A 16,287-nucleotide genomic window follows, 5' to 3' on the forward strand; every position below is an offset into this window, starting at 1 on the left:
GGGGGGGGGGCGCCCCCGCCGCCCCCCCCGCCCCAAAAAAAAAAAAAAAAAACCCCCCCCCCCCCCCCCCCCCCCCCCCCCCCCCCCCCCCCCCCCCGCCCCCGACCCACCCACCGAACAGAACGCGCTACACAAGCCCCCACCGAAGCCGAGCCAGGCCGCCGCAGGCATTCAGGGGCGCGGGGAACTGCGCACAACGCCCGCCCCCACCAACCCGCACCCGAACAAGAACCGCTCAACCGCCGGAGGCATCCCCACCCACGGTGAACCCGATCACCGTCCCACCCCCCTCCCGAGGAAACGCAAACGGCGCCCCCCCGTGCGACAACGCCACCTCCCGCACGATCGACAACCCCAGCCCCGACCCCGGCAACGACCGCGCATCCGCAGCCCGGTAAAACCGGTCGAACACCCGCACGAGATCGGCGTCCGTGATCCCCGGCCCCCGGTCCAGCACCTCCACCCGCACCGGCCCCGCCACCGTGAACGCCGACACCGAGATCTCGATCGGAGCAGTCCCGTCCCGGTCGAACTTCGCCGCGTTCTCCACGAGGTTGGACACCGCCCGCTGCAGCATCCCCGGCCGCCCGTCCGTCACCGTCGACCCTCTCGTGTGCACCAGGATCTCCCGCCCGGTCCGCCGCCGGGCCAGCCCCGCCACCTCCTCCGCGACATCGGCGAGATCCACCCGCTGCGGCGGCTCGTTGTCCGACTGCCCCGCCGCGAGGTCGACGAGCTCGTTGACCAGGTCGGTCAACTCCCGCGCCTCCTGCGTGAGATCGGCGACCAGTTCGTCGCGCGTGGCGGGCGGCAGCTCGTCGATCCGGCGCAGCAGCGAGATGTTCGTCCGAAGCGACGTGAGCGGTGTCCGCAGCTCGTGCCCCGCGTCCTGCACCAGCCGCCGCTGGTCCTCCTCGGACTGCGCGAGCCGCCCCAGCATCCGGTCGAAGGCCCGCCCCAGCCGCCCCACCTCGTCGTATCCGGTGACCGGCACCTCGATCTCGAGCCGCCGGGTGCGGGCCACGTCCTCCGCGGCGGAGGTGAGGATGACCAGCCGCCGGGTGATCCTCCGGGCCAGCCACCACCCGAACAGCCCGGCGCCCACCACCACGGCCGCCATGAGCAGGAAGGTCCGCTGCTGAAGGGCCCGCAGCAGATCCTCGGTGTCGCTGAACTCCTGCGCGACCTGCACCGCGCCCCGCCCGCCGCCCAGCGAGACGGTGGCGATCCGGTACACGTCGCTGCCGACGGAGACCTCCTTGTGCAGCACCATCCGCCCGGCCACCCCCGTGGCCGCGATCCGCCGGTCGCCGGAGGTCACCGGCAGCGCGGGGCGCCCGGGATCGGCGACCGCGCCGGTGGGCCCCAGCACCTGGACGTCCGTACGGGCGGGCCGGACCAGGTCGTGCCCCGGCGCCGAGGACGAGAAGTCCTCCGGCGTCATCCGCTGATGGCTGACCTCGTCCCGCAGATCCTGCACGACCTGGTCGAACACGGTCTCCTGGTCCACCCGCACGAGACGGGCGGCGGCGCTGTAGGACAGCACACCGACCAGTACGGTCACCGCGGCCGTCACCGCGGCGAAGGACACCACGAACGTGGTCCGCAGGGACAGCAGCCGGGGCCGCGGCCGGGCCCAGAGCCGAGCCAGCCGCCCCACTCAGTCCTCCCGGAGCACGTAACCCACGCCGCGCACCGTGTGGATCAGCTGCGGCGCGCCGGGTTCGTCGAGCTTGCGACGCAGATAGCCGACGTAGACGGCGAGGTTCTTGGAGCCGGGCCCGAAGTCGTAGCCCCAGATCCGGTCGTAGATGGTCGAGTGGTCGAGCACGATGCCCGCGTTGCGCACGAGCAGTTCCAGCAGCTCGAACTCGGTGCGGGTCAGCTCCAGCTCGCGCGTCCCCCGCCAGGCCCGCCGCGCCTGGATGTCCATGCGCAGCCCGGCCGCCTCGATGCGCCCCTCGGGCAGCTCGGGCGCGGGGGCCTTCGCCACCGCACCGGCCGCCGGGGCCATCCCCTCCGGGCTGGTGCGCCGCAGCAGGGCCCGCAGCCGGGCGAAGACCTCCTCGACGTCGAACGGCTTGACCACGTAGTCGTCGGCGCCCGCGTCCAGGCCGGCGATCCGGTCCTGGGTCTCCACGAGCGCCGTCAGCATGAGGATCGGCGTACGGTCGCCCTCGGCGCGCAGCACCCGGCAGACCTGGAGCCCGTCGATCCCGGGCATCATCACGTCGAGGACGAGCACGTCCGGCGGCGTCCTGTGGGCCTGCGCCAGCGCCTCGACCCCGTCGGCGACCGCGGTGACCTGGTAGCCCTCCAGGGTCAGGGCGCGCTCCAGGGCGTGACGGATGGCACGGTCGTCTTCGGCGAGCAGCACATTTTGGGGCACATGCTCAGTGTGCCGTGCCCACCGACTCGTACGTGTGATGAGCTGCTCACCGACGGCCCTTCTTACTGGCCTCTCACCCCGTGGGACGCAACGCGGCGAGCTGCTCCTCGAAGGGCACGACGACAGGCAACGCGTCCGCCTCGTGGGCGCGCGGCCCGCGCACGCCCGACAGTCCCGCCATCAGCGCGGCCAGTTCCCCGGCCGCCCGCTCGATCCGCCCGTCCAGTCCCTCCGCGCCCCAGTCCTCCGACGCGGCGTACACCCCGGTCGGCACGACGACGGCCTTCAGGTAGGCGAAGAGCGGCCGCAGCGCGTGCTCCAGGACCAGGGAGTGCCGGGCCGTCCCGCCGGTCGCGGCGATCAGCACCGGCTTCCCGGCCAGCGCCTCCGGCTCCAGCACGTCGAAGAAGGACTTGAAGAGTCCGCTGTACGACGCCGAGAACACCGGCGTGACGACGATCAGCCCGTCGGCCCCGGCCACCGCCTCCTGCGCGGCGGCCAGCGCCCGGCCCGGGAAGCCGTTGGTGAAGTTCTGCGCGATCTCCACGGCGAGTTCCCTCAGCTCGACCACCTGGACGTCGGCCGAGGTCAGCCGGCCGGCCGCGGCGGCCAGCCGGTCTCCCAGCAGCCGGGTGGACGAGGGGACGCTCAGTCCCGCGGACACGACCACGAGCTTCATGCGACGACCTCCTTGTCCTGTGCGGCGGCCAGCAGGGACGCGTGGGTGGGGGCCTCGGGGACGTCCGCCGGGCGCCGTGCCGCGAACTCCTTGCGCAGCACCGGGACGACCTCCTCGCCGAGCAGGTCGAGCTGCTCCAGGACGGTCTTCAGGGGCAGTCCGGCGTGGTCCAGCAGGAACAGCTGGCGCTGGTAGTCGCCGGCGTACTCGCGGAACTTCAGCGTCTTCTCGATGACCTGCTCCGGGGAGCCGACGGTCAGCGGGGTCTGCTCGGTGAAGTCCTCCAGGGAGGGCCCGTGCCCGTACACCGGCGCGACGTCGAAGTAGGGACGGAACTCCTTCACCGCGTCCTGGGAGTTGCGGCGCATGAACACCTGGCCGCCGAGGCCGACTATCGCCTGCTCGGGCGTGCCGTGTCCGTAGTGGGCGTACCGCTGCCGGTACAGCTCGACCATCCGCTTGGTGTGGTCGGCCGGCCAGAAGATGTTGTTGTGGAAGAACCCGTCACCGTAGTAGGCGGCCTGCTCGGCGATCTCGGGAGACCGGATGGAGCCGTGCCACACGAACGGCGCCACCCCGTCCAGCGGCCGGGGCGTCGAGGTGAACCCCTGCAACGGCGTCCGGAACTTCCCCTCCCAGTTCACGACGTCCTCGCGCCACAGCCGGCGCAGCAGGGCGTAGTTCTCGATGGCGAGGTTGATGCCCTCGCGGATGTCCTTGCCGAACCAGGGGTAGACCGGGCCGGTGTTGCCGCGGCCCATCATGAGGTCGACGCGGCCGTCGGCCAGGTGCTGGAGCATCGCGAAGTCCTCGGCGATCTTCACCGGGTCGTTGGTGGTGATCAGCGTGGTCGAGGTGGAGAGGATGAGCCTCTCGGTCCGCGCGGCTATGTACCCGAGCATGGTGGTCGGCGACGACGGCACGAACGGCGGGTTGTGGTGCTCACCGGTCGCGAAGACGTCGAGCCCGACCTCCTCCGCCTTCAGCGCGATGGCGACCATGGCCTTGATCCGCTCGCGCTCGGTCGGCGTACGTCCGGTCGTCGGGTCCGGCGTGACATCGCCGACGCTGAAGATCCCGAACTGCATGGTCGCTCACCCTCCAGGTTGTTTACGGTTCAACTATAACCGCGTACCCGGAGAACGAGACCCCGCCCGGCCCTATTCCCGCCGGACCGGGACACCCACCAAGGGGGCGCGAGGAACGCCGCGACGGGCCGTCAGAAGTAGTACTCGTCCCCGCTGTCCAGCACCAGCACCCGCTGCCGGTCGTTCTCCCCGTTCCGGTCCACCGTCCCCCCGCTCCACACCGTGTCGATCTCCAGCAGCACCTCCGACGGCACCCCCCGCAGCCGTACCCGCATCGCGACCCGCTCCCCCACCGCGTCCGCCGCCAGCGCCCCCACCCGGCACAACACGACCCGCTCCGCCGACCGCGCACACCCTTCCGGCAACGCCTGCCCCTCCACCAGCGGCTCGGACCAGCGCAGCCGTACCGTCGCGTCCGGCACGGCGGCGGGCCCGTGATTGCGGGGCGTGAACCGCACGTCCACCCGCCCCCCGGCCATGGACGCGGCCCCGTGATACGCCAGATCCGCCTCCGGCCCGCCCGCGGCGGCCGCCGTACCCCCACCCGCCAGCACCGCAGCCACCGCACCCCACACCGCAAGCACCCGCATGCCACCCACTCCTCGCTCCAGCCGCCCGAACCGCCGTGGTCGCATGGATGTATCCCACGTACGGCAGCCGACAGGCGCCCTCCATCAGGTGACAGGGGCACCGGCGAACCGGTATGCGAGGCTGGCCCTCATGCTCGTAGCCCGTTCCGCCGCCCTCTTCGTCGTCGCCGCCCTCTTCGAGATCGGCGGCGCCTGGCTCGTCTGGCAGGGCGTACGGGAGCACCGCGGCTGGATGTGGACCGCGGGCGGCGTCCTCGCCCTCGGCGCCTACGGTTTCGTCGCCACCTTCCAGCCCGACGCCCACTTCGGCCGCATCCTCGCCGCGTACGGCGGCATCTTCGTGGCCGGCTCGATCCTGTGGGGCATGGCGGCGGACGGCTACCGCCCCGACCGCTGGGACATCACGGGCGCGCTGATCTGCCTCGCGGGCATGGCGGTGATCATGTACGCCCCGCGGGGCGAGTGAGCGGCCGTACTCAGGCCGTCTCGTCGGGCAGCAGCCCCAGCTGCCCGAGGAACTCCATCTCGTCGAAGTAGAGCCGGTAGTCGGTGATCCGGCCGTCCTTCACCGTGGCGATGTCCACGCCGCGGATCCTGACCTCCTTCTGCGTCGCCGGAAGCGTCTCCCCGGTGGGCAGCTGGATCGGCCCGGTGTTGCGTCCGCTGAAGACGCCCTCGTCGATGGCCGTGTCCCCGGCCTCGTAGGCGTGCAGCGTCTCGAACCTGCCGTCCGGCACCATCTCCGTCATCTGCCGCCAGTAGGCGACGATGTTGTCGCGCCCGTGGATCTCCCCCTCGTCAGGGGTGACCGCGACCGCGTCCTGCGCGTACAGCTCGGCGATGACCTGCAGATCCGGATGCGTGACCGCATCGGTGAGCCGGTCCATGACCTCACGCGCTTCTCCCATGATCCACCTCCATATCTCAGGGGATCACCCACCTCATCGTCTCACCGGCCCGCGATCCGGACCGCCCGAAGCCCCGGCCCGCGGCCGACCTATCCTGGCGGGAGCCCGTACCCACGCCCGCTCGAGGAGCAGCCATGGCATCCGCCGCCCCGTCCCCCGCCTCCCGGATCGCGATCGTCACCGGCGCGAGCAGCGGAATCGGCGCGGCGACCGCACGGCAGCTCGCCGCGGCCGGCTACCGGGTCGTCCTGACCGCCCGCCGCAAGGACCGCATCGAGGCGCTCGCGGAGGAGATCAACGCGGCGGGCCACCAGGCCACCGCCTACCAGCTGGACGTCACGGACCGCGAGGCCGTCGACGAGTTCGCCACCGCCTTCAAGACGGTCGGCGTCCTCGTCAACAACGCCGGCGGAGCCCTCGGCGCCGACCCGGTCGCCACCGGCGACCCCGCCGACTGGCGCTCGATGTACGAGACCAACGTCATCGGCACCCTGAACCTCACCCAGGCCCTGCTCCCCAAGCTCGACGCGAGCGGCGACGGCACGGTCGTCGTCGTCTCCTCGACCGCCGGTCACGGCACCTACGAGGGCGGCGCGGGCTACGTCGCCGCCAAGCACGGCGCCCACGTCCTCGCGGAGACCCTGCGCCTGGAGATCGTCGGCCGCCCTGTCCGCGTCATCGAGATCGCGCCCGGCATGGTCAAGACCGACGAGTTCGCCCTGACCCGCTTCGGCGGCGACCGGGAGAAGGCGGAGAAGGTCTACCAGGGCGTCGCCGAGCCCCTCACCGCCGACGACGTCGCCGACACCATCACCTGGGCGATCACCCGCCCCAGCCACGTCAACGTCGACCTCCTGGTCCTGCGCCCCCGCGCCCAGGCGTCCAACACGAAGGTCCACAGAGACCTGTGAGCGGGAACGAGAAGGACAAGAAAGACCCCCACGACGAACGCCAGATGTGGTGGTGGCTCGCCTACTTCCTCTTCGGCATCCACATCGTGGCGTTCGTCATGATCTACGCGGTGACCCACGCTCCGAAGTGAGCGCGGGTCACCCCTTCACGCACACGACCTGCTTCAGCTTCGCCACGACCTCCACCAGGTCCCGCTGCTGGTCGATGACCTGGTCGATCGACTTGTAGGCGCCCGGGATCTCGTCCACGACGCCGGAGTCCTTACGGCACTCCACGCCCCGCGTCTGCTCCTCCAGGTCACGCGTCGTGAACCGCCTCTTGGCAGCGTTCCGGCTCATGCGCCGACCCGCGCCGTGGGAGGCCGAGTTGAAGGCCTTCTCGTTGCCGAGACCCTTCACGATGTACGACCCCGTCCCCATGGAGCCCGGGATGATGCCGTACTCGCCGGAACCGGCCCGGATCGCGCCCTTGCGGGTCACGAGCAGGTCCATCCCGTCGTAACGCTCCTCGGCGACGTAGTTGTGGTGTGCGCTGATCTCCGGCTCGAAGGTCGGCTTCGCCTTCTTGAACTCCTTGCGGACCACGTCCTTGAGGAGCGCCATCATGATCGTGCGGTTGTACTTGGCGTACTCCTGCGCCCAGAACAGGTCGTGGCGGTACGCCTCCATCTGCGGGGTCTGCGCGATGAAGACGGCCAGGTCGCGGTCGACCAGCCCCTGGTTGTGCGGGAGCTTCTGAGCCACGCCGATGTGATGCTCAGCCAGTTCCTTGCCGATGTTCCGGGAACCGGAGTGGAGCATCAGCCAGACAGAACCGGTCGTGTCCGTGCAGACCTCGACAAAGTGATTTCCGGATCCGAGCGTTCCCATCTGCTTCTCAGCACGTTCCTGACGGAATTTGACCGCATCGGCGATCCCGTCGAACCGCCCCCAGAAGCCGTCCCACCCCGCCGTCCCGAACCCGTGCAGCCGCCCCGGATCCACAGGACTGTCATGCATCCCCCGCCCCACCGGAATCGCCTGCTCGATCTTCGACCGCAGCCGGGACAGGTCCCCCGGCAGGTCGTTCGCCGTGAGAGACGTCTTCACCGCCGACATCCCGCAGCCGATGTCCACCCCCACCGCCGCCGGGCACACCGCACCCTGCATGGCGATCACGGACCCGACCGTCGCCCCTTTGCCGTAGTGGACGTCCGGCATGACGGCGAGGCCCTTGATCCACGGCAGGGTGGCCACGTTACGCAGCTGCTGGAGCGCCACGTCCTCCACCGTCGCCGGGTCGGTCCACATGCGGATCGGGACCTTCGCGCCCGGCATCTCCACGTACGACATATCGTCCTCATTCCCCCGGAAAACCAACAGAAGTCTTAAATCGCAAAACCGGTGCCAAGGTCGACGTATGGGATGACGGACCGGCGTTCACGGCAGTGCGTGCGATACACATTGTCTCCAGGGATCACCCCCGTGCGGCAAGCGAATAACCTGCGGGGACACTGGGATCGACACCGAGATCCCCCACGAGCCGGAGTCATTCCGAGAGGAGCCCCACCGTGCAGCGGAAGGCCTACGTACCCGGCGTCGCCGCCCTCCTCGCGGCGCTGCTCGCCGGCTGCACCGGCAGCTCCGGCACCGACGGCACGACGGACGACGCGAACCCCGACGACGCCGGCACCGCCTCCGTCGTCGCCCAGCCCGGCAAGTACCGCACCCTGCCCGAGGCGTGCGGTGTGGTGAGTCAGAGCACCCTCGACGTGCTCCTGCCCGGCATCCAGCAGATCGCCGACGCGGACCAGCGTGCCCAGGCCTACGAGGGCGAGGCGACGTCGACCTTCGACACCGACCGCAAGGTCGGCTGCCGCTGGAAGGTGGAGGCCACGGACGCCACCGAGTACCTGTCGGTCGACTTCGAGCGCGTGGTGTCGTACGACAACGCGGTCAGCGACGACAGCCAGGCGCAGCAGCTCTTCGCGCAGACCGAGGAGAAGGCGGATCTGCCGGCGGCGACGTCCAGTGCCACCTCGGACGTGGCGGAGACGGGCACCGCTTCCCCCACGGCCTCCCCCACAGCCACCCCGAGCGGTTCCGCGAGTCCGAGCGGTTCGGCCTCCGCGACGCCGTCCGATCTGCAGCCGCGTCTGCTGGACGATCTGGGCGACGAGGCGTTCCTGGACGACGTGTTGGGCAACTCCGGTTCCACGGCCCAGCAGCGCAAGGTGACTGTGGCGTTCCGCACGTCCAACGTGATCGTGACCATCGAGTACGAGGAGCAGCCGACGACGATCGGCGTCACCCCGGACAGCAAGGAAATGCAGGACAACGCCCGGAAACTGGCCTCTCAGCTGGCCGGGTCGCTGTCCGGCTGAGCGCTCTCCACACGGCCCTCACCCGTGCGCACAAAGGATTCGAAGCTGGACCGCACTCCATCCTCACCGCGTACCGTGGCCCCTCGGACCCGATCCGACGGCAGGAACCACAAGCGTCATGAGTGAAGGAACCATGCAGCGACGAGCAGAGCGTGACCAGGGTGCCCAGCCGGCGAAGCGTCTTCACCGCATCCTTGTCTGCGCGGCAGCAGTCCCGGTGATGCTGATCGCCGCCGGCTGCTCCTCCGACTCCGGCAGTGGCAGTGGCAGCGGTGGCTCCGACAGCGCCGCCCAGGGCGCGGACGGCGGTGCCACGGTGTCCGCCTCGGCGAGCGCGGCGCCCACGGTGCAGGCGGCGGCGTACAAGTCGCTTCCCGAGTCGTGCGGGGTGCTGTCCTCGAAGACCCTGAAGTCACTGGTCCCGGAGGCGCCGAAGTCCGGCAAGAAGGGCACGTCGGAGGCGGGGACGCGCGGCAGTTGCTCCTGGAGCAGCCTCGACAACAACGGTGTGAAGGGCTCCCAGTTCCGCTGGCTGAACGTGTCGTTGCTGCGTTTCGAGTCGGACACCTCGCGCGGTACGGGTGAGGCGCAGGCGCAGAAGTACTACGAGCAGCAGATCCAGGACGCCCAGTCGGTGGCCGGTGCGAAGAACAGCAAGTCGCAGCCGGTCTCCGGTACGGGTGACGCGGCGACGCTGGTGCGGTACGACCTGAAGAAGAAGGAAGGCGCCTTCAAGCAGCAGACGGTCGTCGCGCGTGTGGAGAACGTCGTGGTGACGGTCGACTACAACGGCGCGGGGCTGGCCGGTGACAAGGCGCCGAGCGCCGACTCGCTCACCGAGCTCGCGGAGCAGGCCGCCAAGGAGGCGGTGACGTCGGTGTCGGCGGCGAACGGCGAGGGTGGGGCGAGCCCGGCCCCGTCGGAGTCCGCGTCGGGTTCCAAGGCTCCCTCGAAGTCGGCGTCCCCTTCGGCGTCGAAGTCCCCCGCGAAGTCCGCGTCGAAGTCGGCATCTCCGTCCAAGTCGGCCGCGAAGACGAGCTGAAGAAGTACTGACGGCCAGTACCGGCCATCCGTGCGCAGCACATATGTGCCACTCTGTTGCGCGCAACAACACGCACAGGGAGGGGAGTACGGGTGGCCGCGCCCATGCAGCTGACTCGAATGCACCGCGTGCTCATAGGCGTGGTCGTGTTCGGCGCCGTGATCATCGCCGGCATCGGCTTCGCGGGGTCGTACGCGGCCGTCCGTGAACTCGCCCTCCAAAAGGGCTTCGGGAACTTCAGTTACGTCCTCCCGATCGGCATCGACGCGGGTATCTGTGTCCTGCTCGCCCTCGACCTGCTCCTGACGTGGATCCGGATCCCGTTCCCGCTGCTGCGGCAGACGGCGTGGCTCCTGACGGTCGCCACGATCGCCTTCAACGGCGCGGCGGCCTGGCCGGACCCGCTGGGCGTGGGCATGCACGCGGTGATCCCGGTCCTGTTCGTGGTGTCGGTGGAAGCGGCCCGGCACGCGATCGGCCGTATCGCGGACATCACGGCGGACAAGCACATGGAGGGCGTCCGGCTCACCCGCTGGCTGCTCTCCCCGATCCCGACGTTCCTGCTGTGGCGCCGGATGAAGCTGTGGGAGCTGCGCTCCTACGAGCAGGTCATCAAGCTCGAACAGGACCGTCTGGTCTATCAGGCCCGTCTCCACTCCCGCTTCGGCCGGGCCTGGCGCAGGAAGGCCCCGGTGGAGTCCCTGATGCCGCTGCGCCTGGCCCGCTACGGCGTCCCCCTGGCGGAGACGGCCCCGGCGGGCCTGGCCGCGGCGGGCATCGAGCCGGTGCTGCTGCCTCCGGCTCCGGAGCCCGCCGAACTCCCCGCGGCCGCCCGTGCCGTGGCCGCGGACAGTCGTCCCGCTGTGGCGGCTCCCGTCCCGCCGCAGGCCGCCCCCCAGCCCGAGCCGGAACCCGACCCCGACCTGAGCCCGTGGTTCGAGACCCCCAAGCAGGTCGAGTACCAGGGCGGCTACAACCCGGACTACGACCCCGCGGAGCAGTACAACCGCTGGTACGAGGAGCAGTTGGAAGCCGAGCAGTACGAGCTCCAGCAGATCCAGTACGAGGAGCCTGACCGGGAACCCTCGATGGAGGAGACCGGCAGCTTTCCCATCCCGGTGAGCAACGGCCGCACCCGTGAGCTCGGTGAGGGCGGCGGCGCTCCGGAACCGACCGAGGACGACTTCTACCAGGTCTTCAAGAAGTCGATAGACGGCAGCTACCCCTCCCCCGGCCAGCTCAGGGGCGACGTGGAGGCGACGTACGGCGTCGTGCTCTCCCAGCGCGACGCCGAGCGCATGGTCAACCGCTTCACCAACCGCCACACGGCGGAACTCCAGGAAGACCACATCGCCTGAGCCACCCGGACATGAGAAGGGGCCCTCCACACCGGAGGGCCCCTCTTCCGTGCCGCCTGTTACTCCCCGAGCAGTGCCCGGACCCGCTCCTGCCCCACCGCCAGCAGCAGCGTGGGCAGCCGGGGCCCGGTGTCCCGGGAGACCAGCAGCTGGTACAGCAGGGCGAAGAACGACCGCTGGGCCGTCTTGATCTCGGCGGGCAGCTCCTTGGGCGTGGCGTCCGCGGAGAACCCGGCCTGCACCTTGGGCACGCCGTACACGAGGTGGGTGAGCCCGTCGAGCGACCAGTGCTCGGCGAGACCGTCGAGCAGCAGCCGCAGCGACTGCTGGGACGCCTCGTCGAGGGACTTCAGCAGCTCGGCGTCGGGCTCGTCGCGCACGATGGTCCGCTGGTCGGCGGGCACCTGTGTGTTGATCCAGGCCTCGGCCTTGTCGTACCGGGGCCGGGCCTCGTCCAGCGTCGACAGCGGGTTGTCGGGGTCCAGCTCGCTGAGGATCCGCAGCGCCTGGTCCTCGTGCCCGGCGGTGATGTCGGCGACGGAGGCGAGGGTCCGGTACGGCAGCACGCGCGCCGTCCGGGGCAGCTCCCCGCCGGCCGTGCCCACCGCGCGGGAGTGCGCGGCGACGTCCGCCGGGAGCGCGGTGCCGTCGGCGACCTTGGCGTCCAGCTTGTCCCACTCGTCGTAGAGCCGCTGGATCTCCTGGTCGAAGGCGATCTTGAAGGACTGGTTGGGCCTGCGGCGGGCGTAGAGCCAGCGCAGGAGCTGCGGCTCCATGATCTTCAGGGCGTCGCCCGGCGTGGGCACCCCGCCCTTCGACGAGGACATCTTCGCCATGCCGGAGATGCCGACAAAGGCGTACATCGGCCCGATCGGCTGCTTCCCGCCGAAGATCCCGACGATCTGCCCGCCGACCTGGAAGCTCGACCCCGGGGACGAGTGGTCGACACCGCTGGGCTCGAAGACGACGCCCTCGTAGGCCCAGCGCATCGGCCAGTCGACCTTCCAGACGAGCTTGCCGCGGTTGAACTCGTTCAGCCGGACCGTCTCGGAGAACCCGCAGGCGTTGCAGGTGTACGACAGCTCGGTGGTGGCGTCGTCGTAGGAGGTGACGGTGGTGAGGTCCTTCTCGCAGTTGCCGCAGTAGGGCTTGTACGGGAAGTACCCGGCGGAGCCGGAGGAGCCGTCGTCCTCGGCGGCGGCGCCGGACCCCTCGGCGGCCTCGACCTCGGCCTCGTCGAGCGGCTTCTGCTGCTGCTTCTTCGCGGCGGCCGGGGCCTTCTTGGTGCGGTACTGGTCGAGGATCGCGTCGATGTCCGCGCGGTGTGCCATCGCGTGCAGGATCTGGTCGCGGTAGACGCCCGAGGTGTACTGCGCGGTCTGGCTGATCCCGTCGAACTCGACGCCGAGCTCGGCGAGCGCGTCGATCATGGCGGCCTTGAAGTGCTCGGCCCAGTTCGGGAAGGCGGACCCCTGGGGCGCGGGCACCGAGGTCAGCGGCTTGCCGATGTGCTCGGCCCACGACTCGTCGACGCCCGGGACACCGGCCGGCACCTTGCGGTAGCGGTCGTAGTCGTCCCAGGAGATCAGGTGCCGTACCCGGTGGCCCCGGCGCCGGATCTCGTCGGCGACGAGGTGCGGGGTCATGACCTCGCGCAGGTTCCCGAGGTGGATGGGTCCGGAGGGGGAAAGACCGGACGCGACGACGACCGGTTTGCCCGGGGCCCGACGCTCCGACTCCTCGATGACCTCATCCGCGAAACGGGAGACCCAGTCGGTGGTCTCGGTGCTCTGACCCACGATCGGCACGTCCTTCTTTCTGAACGGGTGACGCTCCATTGTCACAGACCGCAATGCGCGCGCGAAAACCGCTTTACCCCCCATGGGATACTGACGGGGTCTATCTGATCCCACGAGGAGAACGGCACCCACTCCTATGGCCCCGGTCACGTCCCTCAGCGACGCCGTCAACCAGCAGCTCACCTCCGCGATCTCCGCAGCACTGCCGGAGACCTCCGCGGACCCCCTGCTGCGACGCAGTGACCGGGCCGACTTCCAGGCGAACGGCATCCTGGCGCTCGCGAAGAAGGCCAAGGCGAACCCGAGGGAGCTGGCGACGCAGGTCGTCGCCGGGATCACCACCGGCGGGGCGATCAAGGAGGTCGAGGTCTCCGGGCCCGGCTTCCTGAACATCACCCTGACGGACCGGGCGATCACCGAGAACCTCGCGGCCCGGTACGCCGACACCGACCGGTTGGGCGTCCCCCTCGCGGAGCGGCCCGGCATCACGGTCGTCGACTACGCCCAGCCGAACGTGGCGAAGGAGATGCACGTCGGCCACCTGCGTTCCGCGGTGATCGGCGACGCGCTGCGCGCGATGCTCGACTTCACCGGTGAGAAGACGATCGGGCGGCACCACATCGGCGACTGGGGCACCCAGTTCGGCATGCTGATCCAGTACCTGGTCGAGAACCCCGGCGAGCTGGCCCCCGCGGGCCAGGTCGACGGCGAGCAGGCCATGTCGAACCTGAACCGGGTGTACAAGGCGTCCCGCGCGGTCTTCGACTCGGACGAGGAGTTCAAGGAGCGGGCCCGGAAGAGGGTCGTCGCCCTCCAGTCCGGTGACAAGGAGACCCTCGAACTCTGGCAGCAGTTCGTGGACGAGTCGAAGGTCTACTTCTACTCCGTCTTCGAGAAGCTGGACATGGAGATCCGCGACGAGGAGATCGTCGGCGAGTCCGCGTACAACGACGGCATGCCCGAGACCGCCCGGCTCCTGGAGGAGATGGGGGTGGCGGTCCGCTCCGAGGGCGCGCTGGTCGTCTTCTTCGACGAGATCCGCGGCAAGGACGACCAGCCGGTCCCGCTGATCGTGCAGAAGGCCGACGGCGGCTTCGGCTACGCGGCCTCCGACCTGACGGCGATCCGGAACCGGGTCACCGACCTGCACGCGACGACCCTGCTGTACGTCGTGGACGTACGCCAGTCGCTCCACTTCAAGATGGTCTTCGAGACCGCTCGCCGGGCCGGCTGGCTGACCGACGAGGTCACCGCCCACAACATGGGCTACGGCACGGTGCTCGGCGCGGACGGCAAGCCGTTCAAGACGCGTGAGGGCGAGACGGTCAAGCTGGAGGACCTGCTGGACGAGGCGGTGCAGCGGGCGGCGGAGGTCGTACGGGAGAAGGCGCTGGACCTCACCGAGGACGAGATCCAGGAGCGGGCCACGCAGGTCGGCATCGGCGCGGTGAAGTACGCCGACCTGTCCACGTCCCCCAGCCGCGACTACAAGTTCGACCTGGACCAGATGGTCTCGCTCAACGGCGACACGTCCGTGTACCTCCAGTACGCGTACGCCCGTATCCAGTCGATCCTGCGCAAGGCGGGAGGGGTACGGCCGACCGCCCACCCGGAGCTCGAACTGGCCGAGGCGGAGCGGGCGTTGGGCCTGCACCTGGACGCGTTCGGCGACACGGTCTTCGAGGCGGCAGCGGAGTACGCCCCCCACAAGCTGGCGGCGTTCCTCTACCAGCTGGCCTCCCTGTACACGTCGTTCTACGACAAGTGCCCGGTCCTGAAGGCCGACACCCCGGCCCACGTCGAGAACCGCCTGTTCCTGTGCGACCTCACGGCCCGCACCCTGCACCAGGGCATGGCCCTGCTGGGGATCAGGACGCCTGAGAAGCTCTGATCCGGCCGAGCCACTCCGCGGCCAGCCGTCGCCCGTCCGGGAGTTGGTCGCCGCGTTGCCAGCGCCAGGTCGTGATGATCGCCAGTACGAGGAGCCGGCACGCGCGCAGCAGGTCCTGATCGACACCTGGGTAGTGCGCGGCGACTTCCTCGGGCGCGTGGGCGAGGTCGAACTCGACGGGCCCGCGGACACACGTCTCGAAGTCGATGAACAGCGGCCCCTCCCCGGCGGCCAGGAGGTTGCCGGGGTGGGGCTCGCCGTGCAGCAACTGCTCGGGGCCGCCGCGTTCGGCGATCACCCGCGTCATCCTGCGCAGCGTGCCGGCGAGCAGTTCCCGGTCCGCCTCGCCGAGTTCGGGAGTGCGGTCGCGGTCCGCCAGCAGTTCCCGTGCGTACGCGATCCGGTCCGTGAAGTGCGGCGTCGGCACGTCGAGCGTGCGCATGCCCGCGTGCAGCCGGGCGAGCGCGTGGGCGTAGTCGGCCGGTTCGGGCTCCTGAGGGGTCACGGGTTCGTGGTAGGTCCAGAACGTGACCACGAAGCCGTCCCGCTCATGGACGCCCGGCTCGACCCGGCGGTCCGGGACGGCCACCGGACACCCCGCCGCGGCGAGCCGCAGAGCGAGGTCCACCTCGAACTGCGAGACCTGCTGCGCCACAGGCGCCACCCGGGCCACGACGTCACAGGGCCCCAGCCGCAGAGTGAGCTTGTTCGAGTCGTTGAGAACGATCGCGTCATCGGCGGTCAGGCCGAGGGAAGAGGCGATCGACAGGGCCGCGGCCACGGCGCGCCGGGCTTCGGACACCTGCATCGTCGTCCGGCCCCTCTCCCGTGTCACCCACCATGAACTCGCACCACACAGTCTTGCCCAACTCCCGCTCCCGCACCCCCCATTTGTCGCTCAGCGCGGCGACCAGCAACAAGCCCCGCCCGCCCTCGTCCCCGTCGTACACGACGTGGGGCACACCGGGCCCGCTGTCGTGCACCTCCACGACCAGGGCGCGCCCGTCGTACCGCAGGAACAGCCGCAACTGGCGTCCGGGCGGTACGCCGTGCAGCAGCGCGTTGGTCACCAGTTCGCTCACGCAGAGCAGTACGTCGTCCGCCCGCGAGGTCTCCGCGAGGGCCCAGCCGGCCAGGGCCTCGGCCGTGAAACGGCGGGCGGCCTGCGCGGATCGGCGGTCACGGCGGAAGAACCTCTCGCGCAGGAGCGGTAGTCGGGTCGTCTCGTTCACGGGACGAGAGTTGCGGAGAGTGACTACCGTTGATCAC

17 protein-coding genes are annotated in these 16,287 nt (G+C 70.2%); 7 read left to right on the forward strand and 10 right to left on the reverse strand.

The genetic code is table 11. The features are described from left to right. Positions 1-235 precede the first annotated feature (235 nt). The 5 genes from ACFYZ8_RS44235 to ACFYZ8_RS44255 form a co-directional block, all read right to left on the reverse strand. On the reverse strand, positions 236-1,660 hold the full coding sequence (locus ACFYZ8_RS44235) for an ATP-binding protein (protein WP_388542413.1): 1,425 nt from the start codon (positions 1,658-1,660) through the stop codon (positions 236-238). Then, entirely contained in the window at positions 1,661-2,377 is a 717-nt protein-coding gene (locus ACFYZ8_RS44240) for a response regulator transcription factor (protein ID WP_388542415.1), read from the reverse strand. A gap of 85 nt (positions 2,378-2,462) precedes the next feature. After that, positions 2,463-3,068 carry an FMN reductase gene (locus tag ACFYZ8_RS44245; protein ID WP_359039342.1) on the reverse strand — a complete coding sequence of 202 codons (606 nt, stop codon included), beginning with the start codon at positions 3,066-3,068 and terminating at the stop codon, positions 2,463-2,465. Then, a complete protein-coding gene (locus ACFYZ8_RS44250; protein WP_359039344.1) occupies positions 3,065-4,156 on the reverse strand; it encodes an LLM class flavin-dependent oxidoreductase in 1,092 nt (363 codons plus the stop codon). The genes ACFYZ8_RS44245 and ACFYZ8_RS44250 overlap by 4 nt, the downstream gene beginning before the upstream one ends. A gap of 131 nt (positions 4,157-4,287) precedes the next feature. Further along, entirely contained in the window at positions 4,288-4,746 is a 459-nt protein-coding gene (locus ACFYZ8_RS44255; protein ID WP_359039346.1) for a hypothetical protein, read from the reverse strand. Positions 4,747-4,876: 130 nt separating this feature from the next. Between ACFYZ8_RS44255 and ACFYZ8_RS44260 the strand changes: the two genes are divergently transcribed. Further along, positions 4,877-5,212, forward strand: a complete 336-nt coding sequence (locus ACFYZ8_RS44260) for a YnfA family protein (RefSeq protein WP_359039348.1) — start codon at positions 4,877-4,879, stop codon at positions 5,210-5,212. A 10-nt stretch (positions 5,213-5,222) separates the two neighbouring features. Here the strand turns inward: ACFYZ8_RS44260 and ACFYZ8_RS44265 are convergent, their stop codons facing one another. Further along, positions 5,223-5,654 carry an ester cyclase gene (locus tag ACFYZ8_RS44265; RefSeq protein ID WP_388542411.1) on the reverse strand — a complete coding sequence of 144 codons (432 nt, stop codon included), beginning with the start codon at positions 5,652-5,654 and terminating at the stop codon, positions 5,223-5,225. 134 nt (positions 5,655-5,788) lie between these two features. On the opposite strand from ACFYZ8_RS44265, the gene ACFYZ8_RS44270 reads away from it, so the two are divergent. Beyond that, positions 5,789-6,565, forward strand: coding sequence for an SDR family NAD(P)-dependent oxidoreductase (locus ACFYZ8_RS44270; RefSeq protein WP_388542409.1), 777 nt, complete (start codon positions 5,789-5,791; stop codon positions 6,563-6,565). Beyond that, entirely contained in the window at positions 6,562-6,696 is a 135-nt protein-coding gene (locus ACFYZ8_RS44275) for a hypothetical protein (RefSeq protein ID WP_359039354.1), read from the forward strand. Before ACFYZ8_RS44270 ends, ACFYZ8_RS44275 begins: the two co-directional genes overlap by 4 nt. A gap of 7 nt (positions 6,697-6,703) precedes the next feature. Here ACFYZ8_RS44275 and ACFYZ8_RS44280 read toward each other — a convergent pair whose 3' ends face one another. After that, positions 6,704-7,897 (reverse strand): RtcB family protein, encoded by a 1,194-nt coding sequence (locus ACFYZ8_RS44280; RefSeq protein WP_388542407.1) that lies wholly within the window; start codon positions 7,895-7,897, stop codon positions 6,704-6,706. A 218-nt stretch (positions 7,898-8,115) separates the two neighbouring features. Here ACFYZ8_RS44280 and ACFYZ8_RS44285 point away from each other — a divergent pair, with 218 nt between their 5' ends. The 3 genes from ACFYZ8_RS44285 to ACFYZ8_RS44295 all read left to right on the forward strand — a co-directional run bounded on the left by ACFYZ8_RS44285 (position 8,116) and on the right by ACFYZ8_RS44295 (position 11,328). Further along, entirely contained in the window at positions 8,116-8,928 is an 813-nt protein-coding gene (locus ACFYZ8_RS44285; RefSeq protein WP_359039358.1) for a DUF3558 domain-containing protein, read from the forward strand. Between the two features lie 133 nt (positions 8,929-9,061). After that, entirely contained in the window at positions 9,062-9,970 is a 909-nt protein-coding gene (locus ACFYZ8_RS44290) for a DUF3558 domain-containing protein (protein ID WP_388542405.1), read from the forward strand. A gap of 104 nt (positions 9,971-10,074) precedes the next feature. Continuing rightward, on the forward strand, positions 10,075-11,328 hold the full coding sequence (locus tag ACFYZ8_RS44295; protein ID WP_388542403.1) for a DUF2637 domain-containing protein: 1,254 nt from the start codon (positions 10,075-10,077) through the stop codon (positions 11,326-11,328). Positions 11,329-11,387: 59 nt separating this feature from the next. Here ACFYZ8_RS44295 and lysS read toward each other — a convergent pair whose 3' ends face one another. Then, positions 11,388-13,136 (reverse strand): lysine--tRNA ligase, encoded by a 1,749-nt coding sequence (gene lysS, locus ACFYZ8_RS44300; protein ID WP_388542401.1) that lies wholly within the window; start codon positions 13,134-13,136, stop codon positions 11,388-11,390. 127 nt (positions 13,137-13,263) lie between these two features. Here lysS and argS point away from each other — a divergent pair, with 127 nt between their 5' ends. Next, complete coding sequence (argS, locus tag ACFYZ8_RS44305) at positions 13,264-15,018, forward strand: arginine--tRNA ligase (protein ID WP_388542399.1); 1,755 nt, start codon at positions 13,264-13,266, stop codon at positions 15,016-15,018. Here the strand turns inward: argS and ACFYZ8_RS44310 are convergent. Next, positions 14,996-15,826: a phosphotransferase enzyme family protein gene (locus ACFYZ8_RS44310; protein ID WP_388542397.1), complete on the reverse strand. Its 831-nt coding sequence runs from the start codon at positions 15,824-15,826 to the stop codon at positions 14,996-14,998. The two genes, argS and ACFYZ8_RS44310, sit on opposite strands and share 23 nt — an antisense overlap. Beyond that, a complete protein-coding gene (locus tag ACFYZ8_RS44315; protein ID WP_388542395.1) occupies positions 15,750-16,250 on the reverse strand; it encodes an ATP-binding protein in 501 nt (166 codons plus the stop codon). The genes ACFYZ8_RS44310 and ACFYZ8_RS44315 overlap by 77 nt, the downstream gene beginning before the upstream one ends. Between the last annotated feature and the right edge of the window lie 37 nt (positions 16,251-16,287).

It is taken from the genome of Streptomyces sp. NPDC001668, assembly GCF_042893155.1.
In the GTDB taxonomy this organism is placed as follows: Bacteria; Actinomycetota; Actinomycetes; order Streptomycetales; family Streptomycetaceae; genus Streptomyces.

Bases quoted from the DNA above. Each gene is read 5' to 3' on its own strand.
- ACFYZ8_RS44245 (WP_359039342.1), bottom strand. From the start codon at position 3,068: ATGAAGCTCGTGGTCGTGTCCGCGGGACTGAGCGTCCCCTCGTCCACC.
- ACFYZ8_RS44250 (WP_359039344.1), bottom strand. From the start codon at position 4,156: ATGCAGTTCGGGATCTTCAGCGTCGGCGATGTCACGCCGGACCCGACG.
- ACFYZ8_RS44255 (WP_359039346.1), bottom strand. From the start codon at position 4,746: ATGCGGGTGCTTGCGGTGTGGGGTGCGGTGGCTGCGGTGCTGGCGGGT.
- ACFYZ8_RS44260 (WP_359039348.1), top strand. From the start codon at position 4,877: ATGCTCGTAGCCCGTTCCGCCGCCCTCTTCGTCGTCGCCGCCCTCTTC.
- ACFYZ8_RS44265 (WP_388542411.1), bottom strand. From the start codon at position 5,654: ATGGGAGAAGCGCGTGAGGTCATGGACCGGCTCACCGATGCGGTCACG.
- ACFYZ8_RS44270 (WP_388542409.1), top strand. From the start codon at position 5,789: ATGGCATCCGCCGCCCCGTCCCCCGCCTCCCGGATCGCGATCGTCACC.
- ACFYZ8_RS44280 (WP_388542407.1), bottom strand. From the start codon at position 7,897: ATGTCGTACGTGGAGATGCCGGGCGCGAAGGTCCCGATCCGCATGTGG.
- ACFYZ8_RS44290 (WP_388542405.1), top strand. From the start codon at position 9,062: ATGCAGCGACGAGCAGAGCGTGACCAGGGTGCCCAGCCGGCGAAGCGT.
- ACFYZ8_RS44295 (WP_388542403.1), top strand. From the start codon at position 10,075: ATGCAGCTGACTCGAATGCACCGCGTGCTCATAGGCGTGGTCGTGTTC.
- argS (WP_388542399.1), top strand. From the start codon at position 13,264: ATGGCCCCGGTCACGTCCCTCAGCGACGCCGTCAACCAGCAGCTCACC.
- ACFYZ8_RS44310 (WP_388542397.1), bottom strand. From the start codon at position 15,826: ATGCAGGTGTCCGAAGCCCGGCGCGCCGTGGCCGCGGCCCTGTCGATC.